This window comes from Deinococcus sp. QL22, assembly GCF_023370075.1.
Taxonomy (GTDB): Bacteria; Deinococcota; Deinococci; order Deinococcales; family Deinococcaceae; genus Deinococcus.
Genome location: NZ_CP097153.1, coordinates 253001 through 268397 on the forward strand (window position 1 = coordinate 253001; position 15397 = coordinate 268397).

Annotated in this window: 18 protein-coding genes; 7 read left to right on the forward strand and 11 right to left on the reverse strand. The window is 64.1% G+C overall.

Annotation, left to right across the window (positions count from 1 at the left end):
* Positions 1–56: 56 nt before the first annotated feature.
* Positions 57–260, reverse strand: coding sequence for a K(+)-transporting ATPase subunit F (gene kdpF / locus M1R55_RS25875; RefSeq protein WP_249395861.1), 204 nt, complete (start codon positions 258–260; stop codon positions 57–59).
* An 83-nt stretch (positions 261–343) separates the two neighbouring features.
* Here kdpF and M1R55_RS25880 point away from each other — a divergent pair, with 83 nt between their 5' ends.
* Positions 344–1906 (forward strand): HAMP domain-containing sensor histidine kinase, encoded by a 1563-nt coding sequence (locus tag M1R55_RS25880; RefSeq protein ID WP_249395862.1) that lies wholly within the window; start codon positions 344–346, stop codon positions 1904–1906.
* Positions 1903–2541 (forward strand): response regulator transcription factor, encoded by a 639-nt coding sequence (locus M1R55_RS25885; RefSeq protein ID WP_249395863.1) that lies wholly within the window; start codon positions 1903–1905, stop codon positions 2539–2541. The genes M1R55_RS25880 and M1R55_RS25885 overlap by 4 nt, the downstream gene beginning before the upstream one ends.
* Before the next feature lie 33 nt (positions 2542–2574).
* Here the strand turns inward: M1R55_RS25885 and M1R55_RS25890 are convergent, their stop codons facing one another.
* On the reverse strand, positions 2575–3462 hold the full coding sequence (locus tag M1R55_RS25890) for a C39 family peptidase (protein ID WP_249395864.1): 888 nt from the start codon (positions 3460–3462) through the stop codon (positions 2575–2577).
* A gap of 409 nt (positions 3463–3871) precedes the next feature.
* On the opposite strand from M1R55_RS25890, the gene M1R55_RS25895 reads away from it, so the two are divergent.
* From M1R55_RS25895 to M1R55_RS32480, 4 genes are all read left to right on the forward strand, one after another.
* Positions 3872–4891: an aldo/keto reductase gene (locus M1R55_RS25895; RefSeq protein ID WP_249396130.1), complete on the forward strand. Its 1020-nt coding sequence runs from the start codon at positions 3872–3874 to the stop codon at positions 4889–4891.
* A 161-nt stretch (positions 4892–5052) separates the two neighbouring features.
* Positions 5053–6033: an MBL fold metallo-hydrolase gene (locus tag M1R55_RS25900; protein ID WP_249395865.1), complete on the forward strand. Its 981-nt coding sequence runs from the start codon at positions 5053–5055 to the stop codon at positions 6031–6033.
* Positions 6034–6155: 122 nt separating this feature from the next.
* Positions 6156–6572 (forward strand): hypothetical protein, encoded by a 417-nt coding sequence (locus M1R55_RS25905; protein ID WP_249395866.1) that lies wholly within the window; start codon positions 6156–6158, stop codon positions 6570–6572.
* 215 nt (positions 6573–6787) lie between these two features.
* Positions 6788–6886, forward strand: coding sequence for a hypothetical protein (locus M1R55_RS32480; protein WP_371827323.1), 99 nt, complete (start codon positions 6788–6790; stop codon positions 6884–6886).
* Between the two features lie 187 nt (positions 6887–7073).
* On the opposite strand, the gene M1R55_RS25910 is transcribed toward M1R55_RS32480, so the two are convergent.
* The 5 genes from M1R55_RS25910 to M1R55_RS25930 form a co-directional block, all read right to left on the reverse strand.
* Complete coding sequence (locus M1R55_RS25910) at positions 7074–8051, reverse strand: hypothetical protein (RefSeq protein WP_249395867.1); 978 nt, start codon at positions 8049–8051, stop codon at positions 7074–7076.
* Positions 8008–8460 (reverse strand): replication initiator protein A, encoded by a 453-nt coding sequence (locus M1R55_RS25915; protein WP_249395868.1) that lies wholly within the window; start codon positions 8458–8460, stop codon positions 8008–8010. Before M1R55_RS25915 ends, M1R55_RS25910 begins: the two co-directional genes overlap by 44 nt.
* A gap of 398 nt (positions 8461–8858) precedes the next feature.
* Positions 8859–9284, reverse strand: coding sequence for a hypothetical protein (locus M1R55_RS25920; RefSeq protein WP_249395869.1), 426 nt, complete (start codon positions 9282–9284; stop codon positions 8859–8861).
* 510 nt (positions 9285–9794) lie between these two features.
* A complete protein-coding gene (locus M1R55_RS25925) occupies positions 9795–10682 on the reverse strand; it encodes a hypothetical protein (protein ID WP_249395870.1) in 888 nt (295 codons plus the stop codon).
* Positions 10679–10930, reverse strand: coding sequence for a PqqD family protein (locus tag M1R55_RS25930; RefSeq protein WP_249395871.1), 252 nt, complete (start codon positions 10928–10930; stop codon positions 10679–10681). Before M1R55_RS25930 ends, M1R55_RS25925 begins: the two co-directional genes overlap by 4 nt.
* A 136-nt stretch (positions 10931–11066) precedes the next feature.
* Here M1R55_RS25930 and M1R55_RS25935 point away from each other — a divergent pair, with 136 nt between their 5' ends.
* Positions 11067–12389 carry a lasso peptide biosynthesis B2 protein gene (locus tag M1R55_RS25935; protein WP_249395872.1) on the forward strand — a complete coding sequence of 441 codons (1323 nt, stop codon included), beginning with the start codon at positions 11067–11069 and terminating at the stop codon, positions 12387–12389.
* Positions 12390–12435: 46 nt separating this feature from the next.
* Here M1R55_RS25935 and M1R55_RS25940 read toward each other — a convergent pair whose 3' ends face one another.
* The 4 genes from M1R55_RS25940 to M1R55_RS25955 form a co-directional block, all read right to left on the reverse strand.
* Complete coding sequence (locus tag M1R55_RS25940; RefSeq protein WP_249395873.1) at positions 12436–13602, reverse strand: hypothetical protein; 1167 nt, start codon at positions 13600–13602, stop codon at positions 12436–12438.
* Complete coding sequence (locus M1R55_RS25945) at positions 13602–14120, reverse strand: phage tail protein (RefSeq protein WP_249395874.1); 519 nt, start codon at positions 14118–14120, stop codon at positions 13602–13604. Before M1R55_RS25945 ends, M1R55_RS25940 begins: the two co-directional genes overlap by 1 nt.
* A gap of 125 nt (positions 14121–14245) precedes the next feature.
* Positions 14246–14758, reverse strand: a complete 513-nt coding sequence (locus M1R55_RS25950) for a phage tail protein (protein WP_249395875.1) — start codon at positions 14756–14758, stop codon at positions 14246–14248.
* 127 nt (positions 14759–14885) lie between these two features.
* Positions 14886–15380 (reverse strand): phage tail protein, encoded by a 495-nt coding sequence (locus M1R55_RS25955; protein ID WP_249395876.1) that lies wholly within the window; start codon positions 15378–15380, stop codon positions 14886–14888.
* Between the last annotated feature and the right edge of the window lie 17 nt (positions 15381–15397).

The following is a 15397-nucleotide window of genomic DNA, read 5'->3' on the forward strand; positions in this document are numbered from 1 at the left end:
AGCGACGATGCCGAACAGGGCCAGTAGAATCAGCAGGCCTATCAAGATGCCCACCGCTAAAACCTCTCGGCACGAATGAGGGCGTACAGGAGGTAGGCGACCAGCGCCAGCACGAGCAACAGCAAAAATGCATCCATAGGAAACATCCTCTGCTCCCACTGGGCGGCGCGGCATTCTCCATTCGGCTCCCCGCGTGGGCCAGTTGGCCAATTCTTCTGGCCCACGCCCACTCTAGGCTGGGCCAGTGAAAGGGAAACCATCGCTGCTTGAACCCGTGTTCCCTGAGACAAAGCTGCTTCCCGCTGAAGATTTCACCCACACCATAGGTACTAGACTGGACAGCGTGAATTCGGCCCTGCCTGTTCGGTTTGCTGTGCCCGGAGAACGCACCGCAGCGGCGTTGGCGTGGACACTCTTGGGCCTGATCACCGCCGCCGACATTCTGACGCCCGCCCAGTGGGTGCTGGGAACGCTGCTGAGTGCGCCCGTGGCGCTGGCCGCGCTCGGGGCCTCGCGGCGCACGACGCTGGCGCTGCTGGCCTGTAGCGTCGGAGCCAACCTGTTGGCAGGCACGCTGAACGCGGGGCGAGACGGCCTGACCACCTTCGACATCGTGAACCGCACCGTCAGTATTCTGACCGTGATCCTGGTGGGTCTGCTGACCCTGCGTGCCCGCGAAGCCAATGCCCGTGCCGCCCGCCTGACCGAAGAGGAACGCCGCCTGACCTTCGAGCGCAGCCTGCGGACCCTGGTGGAAAGCGTGAGCGGGCCGCTGGGCGAGGCCGAATTCGTGACCCGTGCGGCGGCGGCCCTGCACACCCTGACCGGGGCCAGAAGTGTGGAAATCGGCGCGGTAGAGCGGGCCATGTTGCGGGAGCCGTATGCCCGGAGCCTGGATAGCGTGGCGGGGATAGAGGGAACCCCCCAGCAGCAGCCGCCCCCGCGCCTGAATACCCGGCTGCCCCTAGACATCCTCACCCGCCCGCCGGGTCTGGGATCAGAGGTCTGGGCCGCGCACGGGGGCGATGTGGTGTTGGCCCGCCTGAGTCGCCGCCGCGCCGCTGACGGAGCAGGCGACCTGTTGGTACTGATTGACCACCCGACGGCCCCACCCGGAGAAATCGCGCAGGCCGTGGGTACGCTTCAGCCGCTCCTAGACCGCACCGGGCTGCTGGACGAATTGCGGCTGCAACGCGCCCAGTTGGCCGAACGCGGCGAAGTGCTGCGCGATCTGGTCTACGCTTTTTCACACGATCTGAGAACCCCACTGATGGCCAACGCCATGAGCATGCAAACCGCCCTGCGCGGTGCATACGGTCCCCTGCCAGAAGCCTACCGCGCCACGCTGCACAACGGCCTGGAAGCCAACGCGACCCTTCTGGCGCTGGCCGATCAGTTGCTGGCAGTAGCCAAAGTGGAGGGCGGCGAACCCGAAGACCCGCCCAGCGACGTGAATCTGCGGGACGTGACGGTGGGTGTGCTGTCTCAGCTTCGGGCGAGGGCCGACGCCCGCAGCATCACGCTGGAACCGCACCTCAGCGGCGTGCGGGTGCAGGGCCGCCCCCACGATCTACGCCGCGCCGTGCAGAACCTGATCGACAATGCGGTCAAATTCAGTCCCCCCGGCGGCACGGTACGTGTGACCCTCAGGGCCGATGCAGACGAAGCCATTCTGACCGTGCAGGACGATGGCCCCGGCGTCAGCGCCAGCCGCACTCCCACGCTGTTTCAACGGTTTCGGGGTGGCGGGGCTGGCAGTGGCACGGGGCTGGGGTTGTACCTGACGCGCCGGATTGCACAGGCGCACGGCGGCACCGTCACCTACGCCCGCACGGCCCGCGCCCAGAGTGCGTTCACCCTGACCCTGCCCCTTGAACTTCCTGCCAGCACACCGGAGCGCCTATGACCACTTCCCCACCACACACCCGGATTCTGCTCATCGAGGATCACGCCTTTACCCGTGACGGTTTGCGGGCCGCCATCAATCTGGAACCCGACCTGCGCGTGACCGCCGAGGCCCGCAGCGGGGAGGAAGGGCTGGAAGTGTTGGCGCGGCATGAGGTCGATGTGGCGGTGGTGGACATCGGCCTGCCCGGCATAGACGGTATTCAGACCTGCGCCGAAATTAAGCGGGGCTGGCCTGCCGTGCGCGTGGTGATGCTCACGGCCCACGACCTGCGCGACGAAGTGTTCGCGGCTTTGGCAGGCGGGGCCGATGCCTACTGCCTCAAGAGTGCCCAGTCTGACCTGCTGCTGCTGGCGATCCGGGCCGCCGCCGCCGGAAGCGCCTACCTTGATCCACAGGTGGCCCACCACGTGTTAGGCGGTATTCGGGCCCCTGATACGGCCTCTCCCCTGACCCCCCGCGAGATGGACGTGCTGAGGCTGATCGCCGATGGACTCGCCAACAAAGACATTGCCCTGCGCCTCGGCGTCAGCGTCAGCACTGTGAAGTTGCATGTGCAGGATTTACTGGTAAAACTTCAGGCCGCAGACCGTACTCAGGCGGCAGTGAAGGCGCTGCGGCGCGGGCTGCTGTAGGTCAGCCGAACAGGGCAAGGCAGCGCCGAGGGATCAGCCGCGCAGAGCTTCACTCGCCAGATTCCGGAAGCGGAGCAGCTCTTTGCTGGCTGGATCCACCTTCAGGCCCCGCTGCGTCCAGGTCAGGGTTTTCTGGTGCTGGCCCGCCCGCGTCCACGCCTCGAAGGCCTCCTGCCGGTAGACGTAATACGGCGTGGGCACGCCAAGCTGAACAGCACGGTCGAAGTTGGCCGCCGCCGCCTGAAAGTTGCCGAGCCTGAGATTGGCCTTGCCCAGTCCCCACCACGCAAAAGGATCGCTCGGCCGGGCCTTGGTATCCTCCTCACCGTGCAGTTTGGCGTGCTGCCAGTTGGCCGTCACGTTCCAGTCGCTGCCCAATATCTCCCTAACCAGCGCCTCTTTGGCCAGAGGATAGGTCACCAGATACTCCCCGTTGTAGTACCGCCACAGTTCGGTAAATTCGGCTGTGGTCAGGCTGAGGCTTGGCCCCCGCAGCGGGTCGCTGACCAGAAACCGTCCTGCACTGTAGCCGTAGACGGTCCGGAAATGGGCCACCGTGCTGCCCGGCTTCAGGCGCTGCTGCACCACCACCGGCAGCCCCCGCGAGACCAGTTCACGTATTAGGTCGGCGTCTCCGGCATAGCGGATCACGCTCTGAAGCCCGAACCGTCCGAGATACGCTGCCAGTTCGAGACTGCTCACTTGAGGGTCGTTGGGGCCGTCTTTAAGCACCGCCGCCGCCTGTGTCTGGGTCACCGAATTTCCGTAATAGTTCAGGAGGGTCAGTGCCGTGACCGGGCCACAATTGTTAAGCCGCTGGTATTCATGCCGAATATTCCCCAAGGTCGCGCTGGCCGGTGCCGCAGAAGCGAGGCTGCCAAGGGCATACAGGGCCAAGGACCACCAACGAGAAAACGTCATGTCTGATTGTGTAGGGGGCATGGTCTGTATAGGTAGGAGCGAATACCCCCACTGTTGGCCGTCCCTTAAACGACACCCCCAGTTCAGCGAATCTGCCCTCTGAGACGGTATCCATTCATACTTTTCCCTCTGAACGGGATCAGGAAATCGGCGGTGTAAGCATATCGGTGCACCCAGGACTCTCCGTGCGGCAGGAGAGAGCTGGACTCCGGGTGAAGCCCGCACCGTCGGCCGTTCCAGTTGTCACGTCCACCGGATGAAGACGGACTGTTCCCCAATTTCTGTTGGTATGGACTTTCTGAAGGCGGCTGGCCTGCCGAACCGCGCCGCCACCCGCTACAGTCAGGCGTCTTTCCAGCGCCCCTTCGCCCTCACCCTTCCACCCTATCTACCCCACCGGAGGCACCCCATGATCCCCTACCGCAGACTGGGCCGCAGCGGCCTGCACCTGTTTCCCCTCGGCCTCGGCACCATGCAGTTCGGCTGGAGCGCCGACGAGGCGACCTCGTTCGAGATCATGGACGCCTACGTGGCGGCGGGCGGCAATTTTATCGATACCGCCGACATTTACACGACCTGGACTCCGGGCAACCCCGGCGGCATTTCGGAAGAGATCATCGGGCGCTGGATCAAGGCACGTGGCAACCGCGACCAACTGGTGATCGCCACCAAAGTCCGCGGCGGCATGGGCGAGCGGGCCTCAGAGGGCCGCAGCACCATTCATCAGCGTGAAGGCCTGTCTCGCCGCTGGATTCTGAAGGCCTGCGAGGACAGCCTGCGCCGCCTGGGGGTGGATCACATCGACCTGTATCAGGCGCACTGGATCGACAATCAGACGCCCATCGAAGAAACGCTGTCGGCCTTTTCGGAACTGGTGCAGCGGGGCTACGTGCGCTACCTCGGCTGCTCCAACTACAGCGCGTGGCGGCTGATGGAAGCGCTGTGGACGAGTGACCGCCGGGGGCTGGAAAGTTACGTCAGCATTCAGCCGGAATACAGCCTGCTGTCGCCCACACGGGCCAACTTCGAGCGGGAGCTTCAGCGCGTGGCCGTGGAATACGGCATCGGCGTGGTGCCGTGGAGTCCGCTGGGCGGCGGCATGCTGACCGGGAAATACCGCCGGGACCAGCCGCTTCCCGACAGCGTGCGGGCCAATGAAAACGCGGCGCGGCGCTTCAGCGATCAGAACTTCGACACGATTGAAACGCTGGTGTCGGTGGCCGAGCGTCATGGTGTGCCCACCGCGCAGGTGTCGCTGGCGTGGCTGCTGCGCCAACCCGCCGTGACCGCGCCGATTATCGGGGCCAACAGCGTGGAGCAACTGAACGAACTGCTCGGCACCGTGAATCTGAATCTCAGTGACGACGACCTCAGCGACATCAGCCGGGTGAGCGACTGGCCGCGTGCCCGGACGGACATGGAGAACTGAGCCGAGTTTGTGTTTGGCCTGCCTCGCCGCGTGCGTGGGCAGGCCAATTGATGGTCAAACACGCCGCTCTCTTCAAGCTCAGCCACGTCCAGTACACAGATTCTCAAGATTTCACTGGCATTCCTTCATCCCCGCCACCTTCCCCGTAGGCAGAGTGAGGCATGACCCCCAAGGAACTGGAATTCAGGCCCGATCTGCACGCCCACGTTTCGGCGTTTGGTGGGCGGCAGGCCCTCGCGCCCGATGTAGAACGGCTGAGGCTGCCGCTGGCAAACGCCTTCTTTCTGGGTGAACCGGGTCAGCCCTGGGTGCTGCTGGACGCGGGCGCACCGGGAAGCGGCCCCGTGATCGCGCGGGCGGCGGTGGCCCGTTACGGCGCAGGCGCACGGCCCGAAGCCATCGTGTTGACGCACGGACACCTCGATCATATTGGCGGCCTGTGGGGGCTGCTGAAGCAGTGGCCCGACACGCCCATTTACGCCCACCCGCTGGAACTGCCGTACCTGACGGGGCAATCGGCCTATCCGCCGCCCGATCCGACGGTGGGCGGCAGCATGAGCGCCCTCTCTCCGCTGTTCGTGCCCGGCCCCTTCGATTTCCGCCCACATGTTCGGCCTCTGGGTGAATTGCCAGAGTTGGCGGCGCTGAAGGGCTGGACATTCCTGGACACGCCGGGACACTCTCCCGGTCACGTTTCGCTGTGGCGGAAAGCAGATCGCCTCTTGATCGCGGGCGACGCCTTCGTGACCACCGTGCAGGAGCGGGTGACCGGGGCGCTGACGCTGCGGCCCCAGTTGGTTCACCGCCCGCCCGCCTACTACACGCCCGACTGGGATCAGGCCCGCGCCTCGGTCGAGCGGTTGGCGGCGCTGGAGCCTGCGCTGGCGGTCACGGGACACGGCGACCCGCTGGCCGGAAAGAAAGTGCAGGACGAGTTGCGCCGCCTGGCCCAGAATTTTGATGAACTGGCGCGGCCCAAGCAGGGACGGTACATCGTGCAGCCCGCCGTGACCGGGGCGAGCGGGGTGGTCAGCCTGCCGCCATTGAGTCGGCGCGGCCAAATGTTGCGGGCGGGTTTGTTGGTGGGCGCGGGCCTGTTGGTGGTGCGGCAACTGCGCTACTGGGGCGTCCTGGGGAAATAGGGTCTGGGTTGGAGGAGGTGAGGAAGACCTGTGACCGAAATCCCGTCTCCCGCCGTTGAGCTCCCAAGAGCATCCCAAGAAATCTTGCCTTCCCTATCACCCCTGCCCGCTAGCCTGCACCCATGAGAGCCGCACGGTTTGACACCTTTGGAGGCCCGGAAGTCCTGCAACTTAATGAGGGCAACTGGCCCCATCCGGCAGACGACCAAGTGTTGATTCGTGTCCACGCCTCCAGCGTCAACGGCACCGGTCTGGGTCTGCGCTGGGAAGAAGGCCCGATTCCCTTCAGCGTGCGCCGCCCCTTTACGGTGGGGCTGGACGTGGCGGGCGAGGCGGTGCGGGGGCCAACCTGCGTCCGGGCGCACGGGTGCTGGTCTACGGCGCGTCGGGCGGCATCGGGGCGTTCGGGGTGCAGCTTGCCAAACATTTTGGGCGGTGGTTACTGGCGTGGCCCGCAAGGAAAAATTGGACTTTGTGCGGAGCTTGGGGGCCGATGCCGTGCTAGATACCCAAGACTTAGCTTCTGCTTGGCAGGGTGAGCCTTGAGCCGTAGTGTTTGATACACCACCCGCACTGAAATTTGCAGACATGAAACCGCATTTGGGCCAGACGGGGTGTACGTGTCAACCCGGCCTCTGCCCACCAGCCCCGGCGATCTGGGCGGCATGTTGGCCCGCAACAGCCCGCGCTTTGCCAGCTTGATAGCCAGGACCTGACCTATCTACCCCGCCTGATCGACGACGGCGTGCTGCGTGTGCCACTCGACCGTACCTTTCCCCTCTCTGAAATCGGGGCGGCGCACCAGGACATGGAGGGGCCGACGGTGCGGGGCAGAGTGGTGGTGACGGGGTAGCAGCGGGGCTGCAGTTGGGGCAACCTTGCGCAAATAAACAACCACAGGCTCAAGCCAGCAGTTCTGAACGACTGAGTGGAAGACTACGCGCCGTCTGGTGTACTAGTCTGCGATACAGAAATCACGATTTGAATTCAAAATGATGGTGTTGGTGCCGGTTAACTTTCCTCTGACTTGACCCGCTTCCTTACGGGATCAACGGCAGGAGCGGGTTTAGACGACCCTTGAGCTGGTTGACATGCTGCGCGAGAGAGGACGTGGCCGCCACCAAGACGCGGGTCAGCTTCGCGGCCTGAATGTCTCGTTTGAGGGCCAAGGCTTCCAGCTGCGCCCACTGGTCGGCGTTCAGCTGCCGCTTCAGGATCAGTTGGAGCGTCGCGCGCTGGGCTGCCCAGTGGGCAGCCCACTGGACGTCTGGCGGGGCGGCCGTCAACTGCTCGAATTGGGCCTCGGTTTTGACATGGGCTGCCTGTTGGGCTTGCAGGCCCCGCTGACGCTGCTGCACTTCCGGCGTCACGAATCCTGAGGGAAGGTCATACTTGGACGGATTTTCCAAGAAATCGGCCACCAAACCTCCAGGGTTGCGCACCGCCCCATTGGTCGTCTGGCGGCGATGTTCAAGGAAACGCAGGGCCTCTTCCACCCGGTCGGGATGCTTGCCCGCTAGTAAGGCCGCACGCGCCACGGTCACGCCCGCTTGGCGCAGCATCACCACCAACGCTGGATCAGCCGCAGCCACGTCGGCAAAGACATAACAGGCCACCGCAGTTTTCCCCCGCCCCTCGATGGACGCGTGCTCCAGGTAGTTGTTGGCCCGCAGCTCGTCATGCGCCGCCTCCAACGCCCGCCGAACGAGGTCGCTGCGGTCGGTGGTCAAACCAGTAGCCTGTCTCCACTGTGACAGCGGCACCCGGAGTTCAGTCAGCAGGGTGCCGTCATCTTGTCGGCGGTAGGCCTGCAACGTGCGGTAGAGCGCCCGTGCGGGTGGCTGTTCCAATTGGTGAAGCAAGTGACCGTCAAGCACCTGAGAAATACCTGCCCGAATGCTGGAAGCCAGTTGTTCTCCCAAGCGGATGCTGAAGGTGGCCTCACTGTCGAGGGTACTCAGTTCCCCGTCATCCTCACTGTCGCGGTAACGCAGGCCTTCGAAGAACCGAACCCCCACGTTGATCCCACCCCACCCGCTGGCTGCCCGTTAGGGCCGTTTTACGGCCCACGATGACACTGGTGAAGTATAGGCGCCGGATGCTCTGGCGAAGTCGGTGGTAATTCTCGCCGTTATTGGACAGGCCCATCAGTTCCCGCACTGCATAGGGCGTGGTGTGAACCCAGTTGTCTTCCGGACATCCGTGTGCTACGAATAAGGTTTCAAGCGCCACGAGCGTGTCCGTATCAATCCCGTGTGGACGGCCCTGAGGCGTAATGGCCTCAATGCGGAAGGTGCGGGCATTCACGGTGAACTCGGTATTCCAGCTGGTGATGTTCTGGTCGACCCGCGAGTGCATGCTGATGACGCCAAACCGGGCGAAGTTGAGTTCGTCATGGAGATTTTGGGTTTTCGGTTTCTTCGTCACAGGTGCTCCTGTTGTTGTTTTTAACTGAGGTAAAGATATAAAAGAACAACAACAAGGGAGGCAGAGTTTTACGTCCTACACAGGATATCTCAGTTTTTTCCCGCAAAGGTATCGCTAGTTTACCTGCTGATCCCGCAAAGGTATCGCTAGTTTTGAACCATATCCCGCAAAGGTATCGTTGGTGGAGTGAAATCGGCGCTTTTGAGGCCAAGAATCGGGAACAAGCTGTGTGAGGCAGCTGTTCTACCGGAATCCCGCAAAGGTGTCGCTAGTGCCGCTCCAGACGCTTTCCACACAGGTATCGCTAGCTTGCCTGCTGATCCCGCAAAAGTATCGCTAGCTGGGGCTGGTGTATAGAGGCGCACTATGGCATGTAGGCAAAGGTGGGCTGAGCTCGTTCAATACGCCCAGGTGGGTGGCGGCGTCCACCAAGGCGTACCGTAGGCATAGCGGACCTCTACCACACCATCTGATGACTGAACTCCATCACATTCAAAGGCCGCCAGTTGCTCCCCGAAGTGCAGGGTTCCATCCATGGTCCAGCCCCTGGCCTCATCTTCTAGGGGCCCCGTCCATGTCCAGGACTGTGCCTCACTGTGGGAGAGCATGGGCGTATTTCCAAAGCGCTGACGCAAGTCGTGCAAGCAGGCTTGAGCGATTGCCGCCCCCTCCCTCTGATGGACACTGTGTTGCTGGATGAGTGCCGCTGCTTGTGCAGGCTTCCAAATCAACACGATCCAACCCCCACCCAGCACCACGCCAAGAACTAGCAATACCCAAAGCCCCCGATTCAGAAAGCGAAAGAGCTGGAAAAAAGGCATCATGATTCCAGTGTCGCCTGACGTGGGATGGCTGTGCATCCACCGAGTGGATGAGCTTGAGCGTTTCAACACCGGCCTTATTGCTCAAGGCCTGTCATAGGGCTGCACAGCACCTTAGCCTACACGCCCTAGCACGCCCTAGCACGCCCTAGGACAAGCTTCTTCGCGAACGCACCCAGAATCCCGCAAAGGTGTCGCTAGTTGATCTGGCCTGGGTCGAGTCCGAACACAACCTTTGCCTCAGCGTTTTCCCGCAAAGGTATCGCTACTTCGTTCAGTCGAAAGTGGGGTTAGTGCCTGTTGAATGGCGGTAGGCGGCGCACAACGCACTCTGGGATGCGTTTCTGTGTCCGCTCACGTCTGCTGCCGAACCTGACTTTTACCGGACTAACACCCTACTGGGCCATGCCCTCAAAGGGCTGGCAGACTCCTTAATGCGGCGGAATTGACCCTGGCAAGTCTCCCGCCTTATTGTCTGACGCTTGACGATCATTTTTGATCAGATGCAGAGTGCTACATCCTTAGCAGAGGCAGTTCCAGCCACTCCCCCACCTGTGCCACCACGCCGTCACGGTCTGTGCCCTCTAGGGGGAGGCGCTGCACGAATTCCGAAACCGCCTGTGCTGACCGCTGCTGAGCGACGGGAGTCAGCGGCACACCGGTCATTTCCCAGAGCGCCCGCACCCTCTCGGCCCGTGTGGGGCGCGGCGGCAGTCCGAATATCAGCAAGGCCTTCAGGTGTGCAGGTTCCCGCTGAGGTTGGAGGGGCAGCAGCAACTTGCCGTCTGTGTCGGCCTTGACGTCCTGTTCCAACTGCTGCGGCGCAAAGCGTCCCACGCTGTCTGGAAAGGCCCGGAGGAAGCGGTCGAGGCCCACCACTTCTGCGGCTGCCGGATGCACCCACGTCTGGTCTTCGGCCAGCACCGTCAGGCCTGCCCCGGCCAACCGGAGGGCCGCCGTGCTTTTGCCTGCGCCGCTGACGCCCGACACGGCCACGGCCCGGCCCGCTTGCGCTACTGCCGCCGCGTGCAGGGGCAACCAACCGGAGGCCCGGTGCGCTTCTCCGAACGCCAGCAGCCAGTCGGCCCCGTGCACCGCCTGTGGCTGCACTGTGATCTGGGTGTGATCCGCCCCGACCTGCAGGTACAGCCCAGCCCCGATCCAGACCTGCGTGCCCGACCCCCGCACCCGAACTGTGCTGGTCGACAGGGAGGCTTCACGGGCTGGCCCCAGCGGTGGCGGCGGCAATGGCGCGACGTGTAAATCAATCCGGTAGGCGCCAGTGGGCCGGAAAGGGGTGGCCCACCGCTGCACAAGCTCCTGCTGAAGGCTGAGGGGCAGCGTCTCAGCGCTCACCTGTGCGCCCAGACTCGTCCAATCGGGTGGAGCACCCAAGGTCACTGCCGCCGCACCAAGTGCCGACTGCTGAGATCATTCAGCACTGCCCCCAAGTCTTGCTCGGCCTGGGTGTCGGGCAACCCGTAGGCCTCTTTCAACAGGGTCTTGAGCTGCTCCTGCGACGCCGGGAGCGCCTGCCAGATCAAGCGGCCAGAATCGTTCAGGCTGAACATCACGCTCCGCTGAGGATCCATCAGCACGAGTTCATCGCCCAGATCGGTGGTCAAGACTTCCGGATTTGCTTCCCACATACACGTAAGGTAGCGCCTGGCATAGAGATGCAGTTCCAACGGCGGGAAGCGAGTCGGCCCCTGTACGGCAAATTGAAGTCTGGGTGTTGCCACGCAGGGGTGTTGGCTTCCGCGCCGCTGCTCTAGACTCAGGCTGATGGCCCCTCCGTCTGATCCTGTGATTCGCGCCCTGACCACGCTGCCGCCCGATGTAACCCTGGCCGATGTGCCTGCACTGCGGGCCGCGTCTATCGGCGGCGAGGTGCGGCAGCGCTTACCTGCCGGGCACCCTCTGCGCGACGTGTTGCGGGCCGATCACCTGACCCTCGGTGCCCGCCACGCCGCCATTCGCGCCGAACTCCGGCCCCTGCTGCAGCGGTGGGCAGACGCTGGCCTGCCTACCCTATTGATGAAAGGCTTCGCGCTGGCCGAGTTCGAGTACGCCACTCCCGGCGAACGCTTTTACGGCGACGTGGATGTGTTGCTTCCCAACGACCCCGACCAGATCAGCCGCGCCGTGCATCTGGCCCTGGCCCTCGGCTGGCGCAGCGACGGCCAGCACGCCCGCCCGGACGTATGGACGCATGAATGTGCGCACCTGTTCAGTCCCGGTGGACACATCCGGCTGGACGTTCACCGCTTCGTGACTGCCTGGGTGGGCGGATCACGGCGGCGGGTGCAGGGCCTCACGGCGGCGGTGTGGGCACAGGCGCGGCCCCACGACTGGCAGGGCATCGAGATCTGGCGGCCCAGCCCTGTGGACGCGGCGGTGGTGAATGTGGCGTTGGGGCGCTGCTGGGGCGGCGATGCGGGCGGCCTGAAACCCGCCGATTATCCGGATATGCGCGTGCTGACCGAGCGCTACCCTCTGACGCCAGAGGCTTTGCGGGCCAGAGCCGCCGGGCTAGGTGCGGCCCAGACGTGGGAGGCGTTTACACAGGTATGTGACCCGTTCCGGCAACGGCTGGCACTGGGCTTACCCGGCACCCGCGTGACCTTGCTGGCAGGAATGCAGCGTGACGGCTATTATCCGCGCCGGGTGCTGTGGTTGGCCCGCTGGCGTGTGTTGCCCCACCGGTTGTACTGGGCGCCCCGCGTCCTGCCCGACGTGTACTGGGCGTGGCAGGCGGTGCGGCGAGGCGGAGATCCCCGGCTCCATTTGCAGCGTTGGACACGCCCTGCCACCACGCCTATGCCAGCTTTGAAGCTGGAACAAGCGGTGCAAACGGTGGCCTTGCTGACGCGGCTCCTGTATCCCCGGCAATCAAGGATCGGAACTTGTGTCCCGCGCGCTTACGCCACGTACCGCCTGCTGCGGCGCCTGGGTCACCCGGCAGTCTTTGTCAGCGGGGTGACGCGGGGAGCGGTGGGTCAGGTACAGGGCCACGCCTGGGTCGAAGACCAGCGTGGAGAGTTGGAGGCCTACGGAGAACCACAGGTCTCCCGTTACTTCCGGACAGTGTTTGAGTGGGGCCGGTAAGCCCTGCGCGGTCAGGAGGTCAGAGGCCAACACGCGAGCATGCAGATCAGCCGTGCAGATAGGGCTGAATCCACCCGCTGCGGAGGCCGGTTCGGTGGGCCACCAGCAGCGGGTGCATGGTCGGCACGCCGTCTAGGACGCTCTGGCGGCCAGAAGCCTCTTGAAGGCGCAGCGGCGCACGCAACTGCCCCGCCGAATTGACAGATAGTAGCCCCCGCACACCGGCCACCTGCACCGACGCCAGTGATCCGAAGAGGGCTTGAGCCGTAAACTGGGTTAAGGGCTGCGCCGCCGCGCTGATCCAGAGGCCGATGTCGTAGCCCAGCGCGGTGAGGGCGTGGGTCGGAGCCGCGTGTAAACCCTGTTTCCAGCCAGTTTGGCCCAGTTCTTTGGCCGCGCTGAGCGCTCCCGCAGAGGCCGCGTCGGGCAAACTGAGGGCGCGGCGAGGAGAACCCGCAGTCAGGCCACCGACGCTGACGCCGAGGCCCAGGCGCGTACAGGACTGCACAAAATCGGCGGCTCCCGCCCATTCGCTGGCGAGCAGATGCACGTGGGCCGCCCCGCTCTGCTGCGCCGCCCGCGCGGCCCCGGCTGCCGACTGGCCGTTCAGGATGGTGGTTCCGGTCAGGTGCCCCCGGACGCTCGTCAGGCCCGCCGAAAACGCGAACGGCAGGTCATAGCCGCTTTCCAACACAGAGATGAACAGGTGCACCGGCGCGCCCTGCTGACCCAACAGTGCGCCGTGCATCCACTCGGCTTCCCACGCCTGCAAGCTGGCACTCAGCGAGAGGGGCAAGGGGCGTTCAGCATCCGGCATTCGCGCCCCCACCTCGGCGGCGATGACAGGCAGCGTGGCCGTTTCCAAGGCAGGTTGCATCAGGCGGGCCAGCCCGTCTCCCAGCGCGATCAGGGCGTCAGGCCGCTGGGCCAGCGCGGTGTGAGCTGCCTGCACGATCTGTTTGGTGCGCGGGCCGGTCAGGTGAAGACTCAGTTCTATGCCTGCCCGCCGCAGCACGGGGGTCAGGCCGTGCACAAATGGCCCAGTCAGGGCCACCGGGCTGCCGGAGGCAGGGGCCACCAGCGCTACCCGCAGAGGCCGCGCCAGTGGGCGAATAGCTTGCATCTGGGCACCCGCCGTGCCCGTGACGGCCAGGGGCAGCACCGCAGCAAAGGCTTTGAGCAGGCTCCGGCGCGAAGAAATAGGATTGGACATCAGGGCCTCTGGGGGAAAATGCCTTGCAGGGCGATAATAAAATTGACGGTCAGGAAGGGAGGCATATTGTTGTGAGGCTGGTTGCCGCCCACTGGCGCGAGGGTTCCGCTGGCCAGCCCGGTGACCGCGCCACCCGCCGGGGCGTAGGCACTGAACTCCTTGCTGCGGGCCAGGGAGCGGTCTGTGGGGGTGTTGCTGGTGCCGGGTGTATCAAAGGCGTTGACGGTGTGGGTGTGGGCCGGGATCTGGGTGGGCAGCAGCGTGACCTGCGCCTCGCCCGTCATTTCGCCCTGATCGTAGGGGCTAAGACCTGGCCCTTGCCCCGCGCCCACAGGAAACCGGGCCTGCAAATTCGGCAGACCAAAGGTGGATTTGCCGTCGCCGCCGTAATACGTGCCGATCAGACTGAACAGGGCTGTGTTTTGAGAAATAGACAGCAGCTGGCCGTTGCACAGCGCCCAGCCGCGTGGGGCGAAATTCCCCGCGAACATCCTAATTTCTGCGATAAAGGGTTCCATAGTCGTCCTTTGGGGTACGGAGCTGGAGCGGGGCTGCTCCGGGGATCGTCAACGCGGGGCCATTAATGCGCGGGCCATCAACACAAAGCAGCCGCCTTGCTGGTGTCAGAACCAGAGAGCGGAAGTCAGGACTGAGGCGGGAAGCGGCCTGACCAGCAGATGATGAAATTCAGGGCCAGCACAGGCGGGATGTTGGTGTGAGGTTGCGAGCCGCCGCCCACCGTGACCGCCTGCGGCGACAGTGTGGTGGGCCGCCGCCCCGCACCCACATACAGATCACCCACGGCGGGCTGTCCCAACCACTGACCAGTGGGGGCCGTGACCGGGACAGCGGGGGCGGGACCAGCACTGGCGACCAGCGCGTGCGTATGGGCCGGAATCTGGCTGGGGGTCAGCGTGACGTTTTCCGTGCCAGTCTGCCCTCCGATGGTGTAACCATTGCCCATGTGCAGCGGCAAGCGGCTCCTCAGGTCGGGCAACGCAAAAGTACTCTGGCCGTCGCCCCCGTAGGTGGTGCCGATCAAGACGAAGAGTGTCTCGTACTCCGAGATCGGCAGGAGTTGACCCTGACAAAAGAGCCAACCGACTGGGGCAAAGTTGCCCGCAAATATCCGAACTGTTCCTATGTACTCGTCCATTTCAGGCCTCCATTCGGCGGGGTTCGGTCAGTGGGTTGAGGCGAGCGTGCCCGCTGGCCTGCGGCCAAAACAGTTCTGGCCCAGCGTTGATCCAGACCACAGTCAATTCAGACCACGGGGCAAATCCTCAGTCACGCGAAGGAAAGATGCCCTGCAAGGCGATGATAAAATTCAGCGTCAGCACGGGCGGCATATTGGCGTGGGCCTGTGAACCGCCCACAGAAGTCACCGAGGCCGGGGCCATAGAGGCCAGGGCCGCACTGCTGGAATCGTACTGGGCGGCGCTGGCGAGCAGGTTGCCCGTGGGCACCGGAACCGTGCCCGGCGTGGTCAAGGCCTGCAACTGGTGGTTGTGGGTGGGCAATTCGCCCAGGGTCACCGTGTGCTGTTCTTCTCCGCCTTGCTGCCCCAGCCCGTAATTCTGCCCCATATGCAGCGGCACGCGCCCCCGCAGGTCGGGCAGGGCGAAGGTCGTTTGGCCGTTGCCTCCGTAGGTGGTGCCCAGAATGCTGAACAGCGCCTGATTCTGGTTGATGGGCAGGAGTTGGCCGTTGCACAGCGCCCAGCCTTTCGGCGCAAATCCGAAGGCCACGATATCGATCTGACCAAGAAAAGGTTCCATAAACCGTCCTTTGTGCG

Bases quoted from the DNA above. Each gene is read 5' to 3' on its own strand.
- M1R55_RS25950 (WP_249395875.1), bottom strand. From the start codon at position 14,758: ATGGACGAGTACATAGGAACAGTTCGGATATTTGCGGGCAACTTTGCC.
- M1R55_RS25945 (WP_249395874.1), bottom strand. From the start codon at position 14,120: ATGGAACCCTTTATCGCAGAAATTAGGATGTTCGCGGGGAATTTCGCC.
- kdpF (WP_249395861.1), bottom strand. From the start codon at position 260: ATGGTTTCCCTTTCACTGGCCCAGCCTAGAGTGGGCGTGGGCCAGAAG.
- M1R55_RS25940 (WP_249395873.1), bottom strand. From the start codon at position 13,602: ATGTCCAATCCTATTTCTTCGCGCCGGAGCCTGCTCAAAGCCTTTGCT.
- M1R55_RS25895 (WP_249396130.1), top strand. From the start codon at position 3,872: ATGATCCCCTACCGCAGACTGGGCCGCAGCGGCCTGCACCTGTTTCCC.
- M1R55_RS25955 (WP_249395876.1), bottom strand. From the start codon at position 15,380: ATGGAACCTTTTCTTGGTCAGATCGATATCGTGGCCTTCGGATTTGCG.
- M1R55_RS25920 (WP_249395869.1), bottom strand. From the start codon at position 9,284: ATGATGCCTTTTTTCCAGCTCTTTCGCTTTCTGAATCGGGGGCTTTGG.
- M1R55_RS25905 (WP_249395866.1), top strand. From the start codon at position 6,156: ATGAGAGCCGCACGGTTTGACACCTTTGGAGGCCCGGAAGTCCTGCAA.
- M1R55_RS25890 (WP_249395864.1), bottom strand. From the start codon at position 3,462: ATGACGTTTTCTCGTTGGTGGTCCTTGGCCCTGTATGCCCTTGGCAGC.
- M1R55_RS25900 (WP_249395865.1), top strand. From the start codon at position 5,053: ATGACCCCCAAGGAACTGGAATTCAGGCCCGATCTGCACGCCCACGTT.
- M1R55_RS25935 (WP_249395872.1), top strand. From the start codon at position 11,067: ATGGCCCCTCCGTCTGATCCTGTGATTCGCGCCCTGACCACGCTGCCG.
- M1R55_RS25930 (WP_249395871.1), bottom strand. From the start codon at position 10,930: ATGTGGGAAGCAAATCCGGAAGTCTTGACCACCGATCTGGGCGATGAA.
- M1R55_RS25885 (WP_249395863.1), top strand. From the start codon at position 1,903: ATGACCACTTCCCCACCACACACCCGGATTCTGCTCATCGAGGATCAC.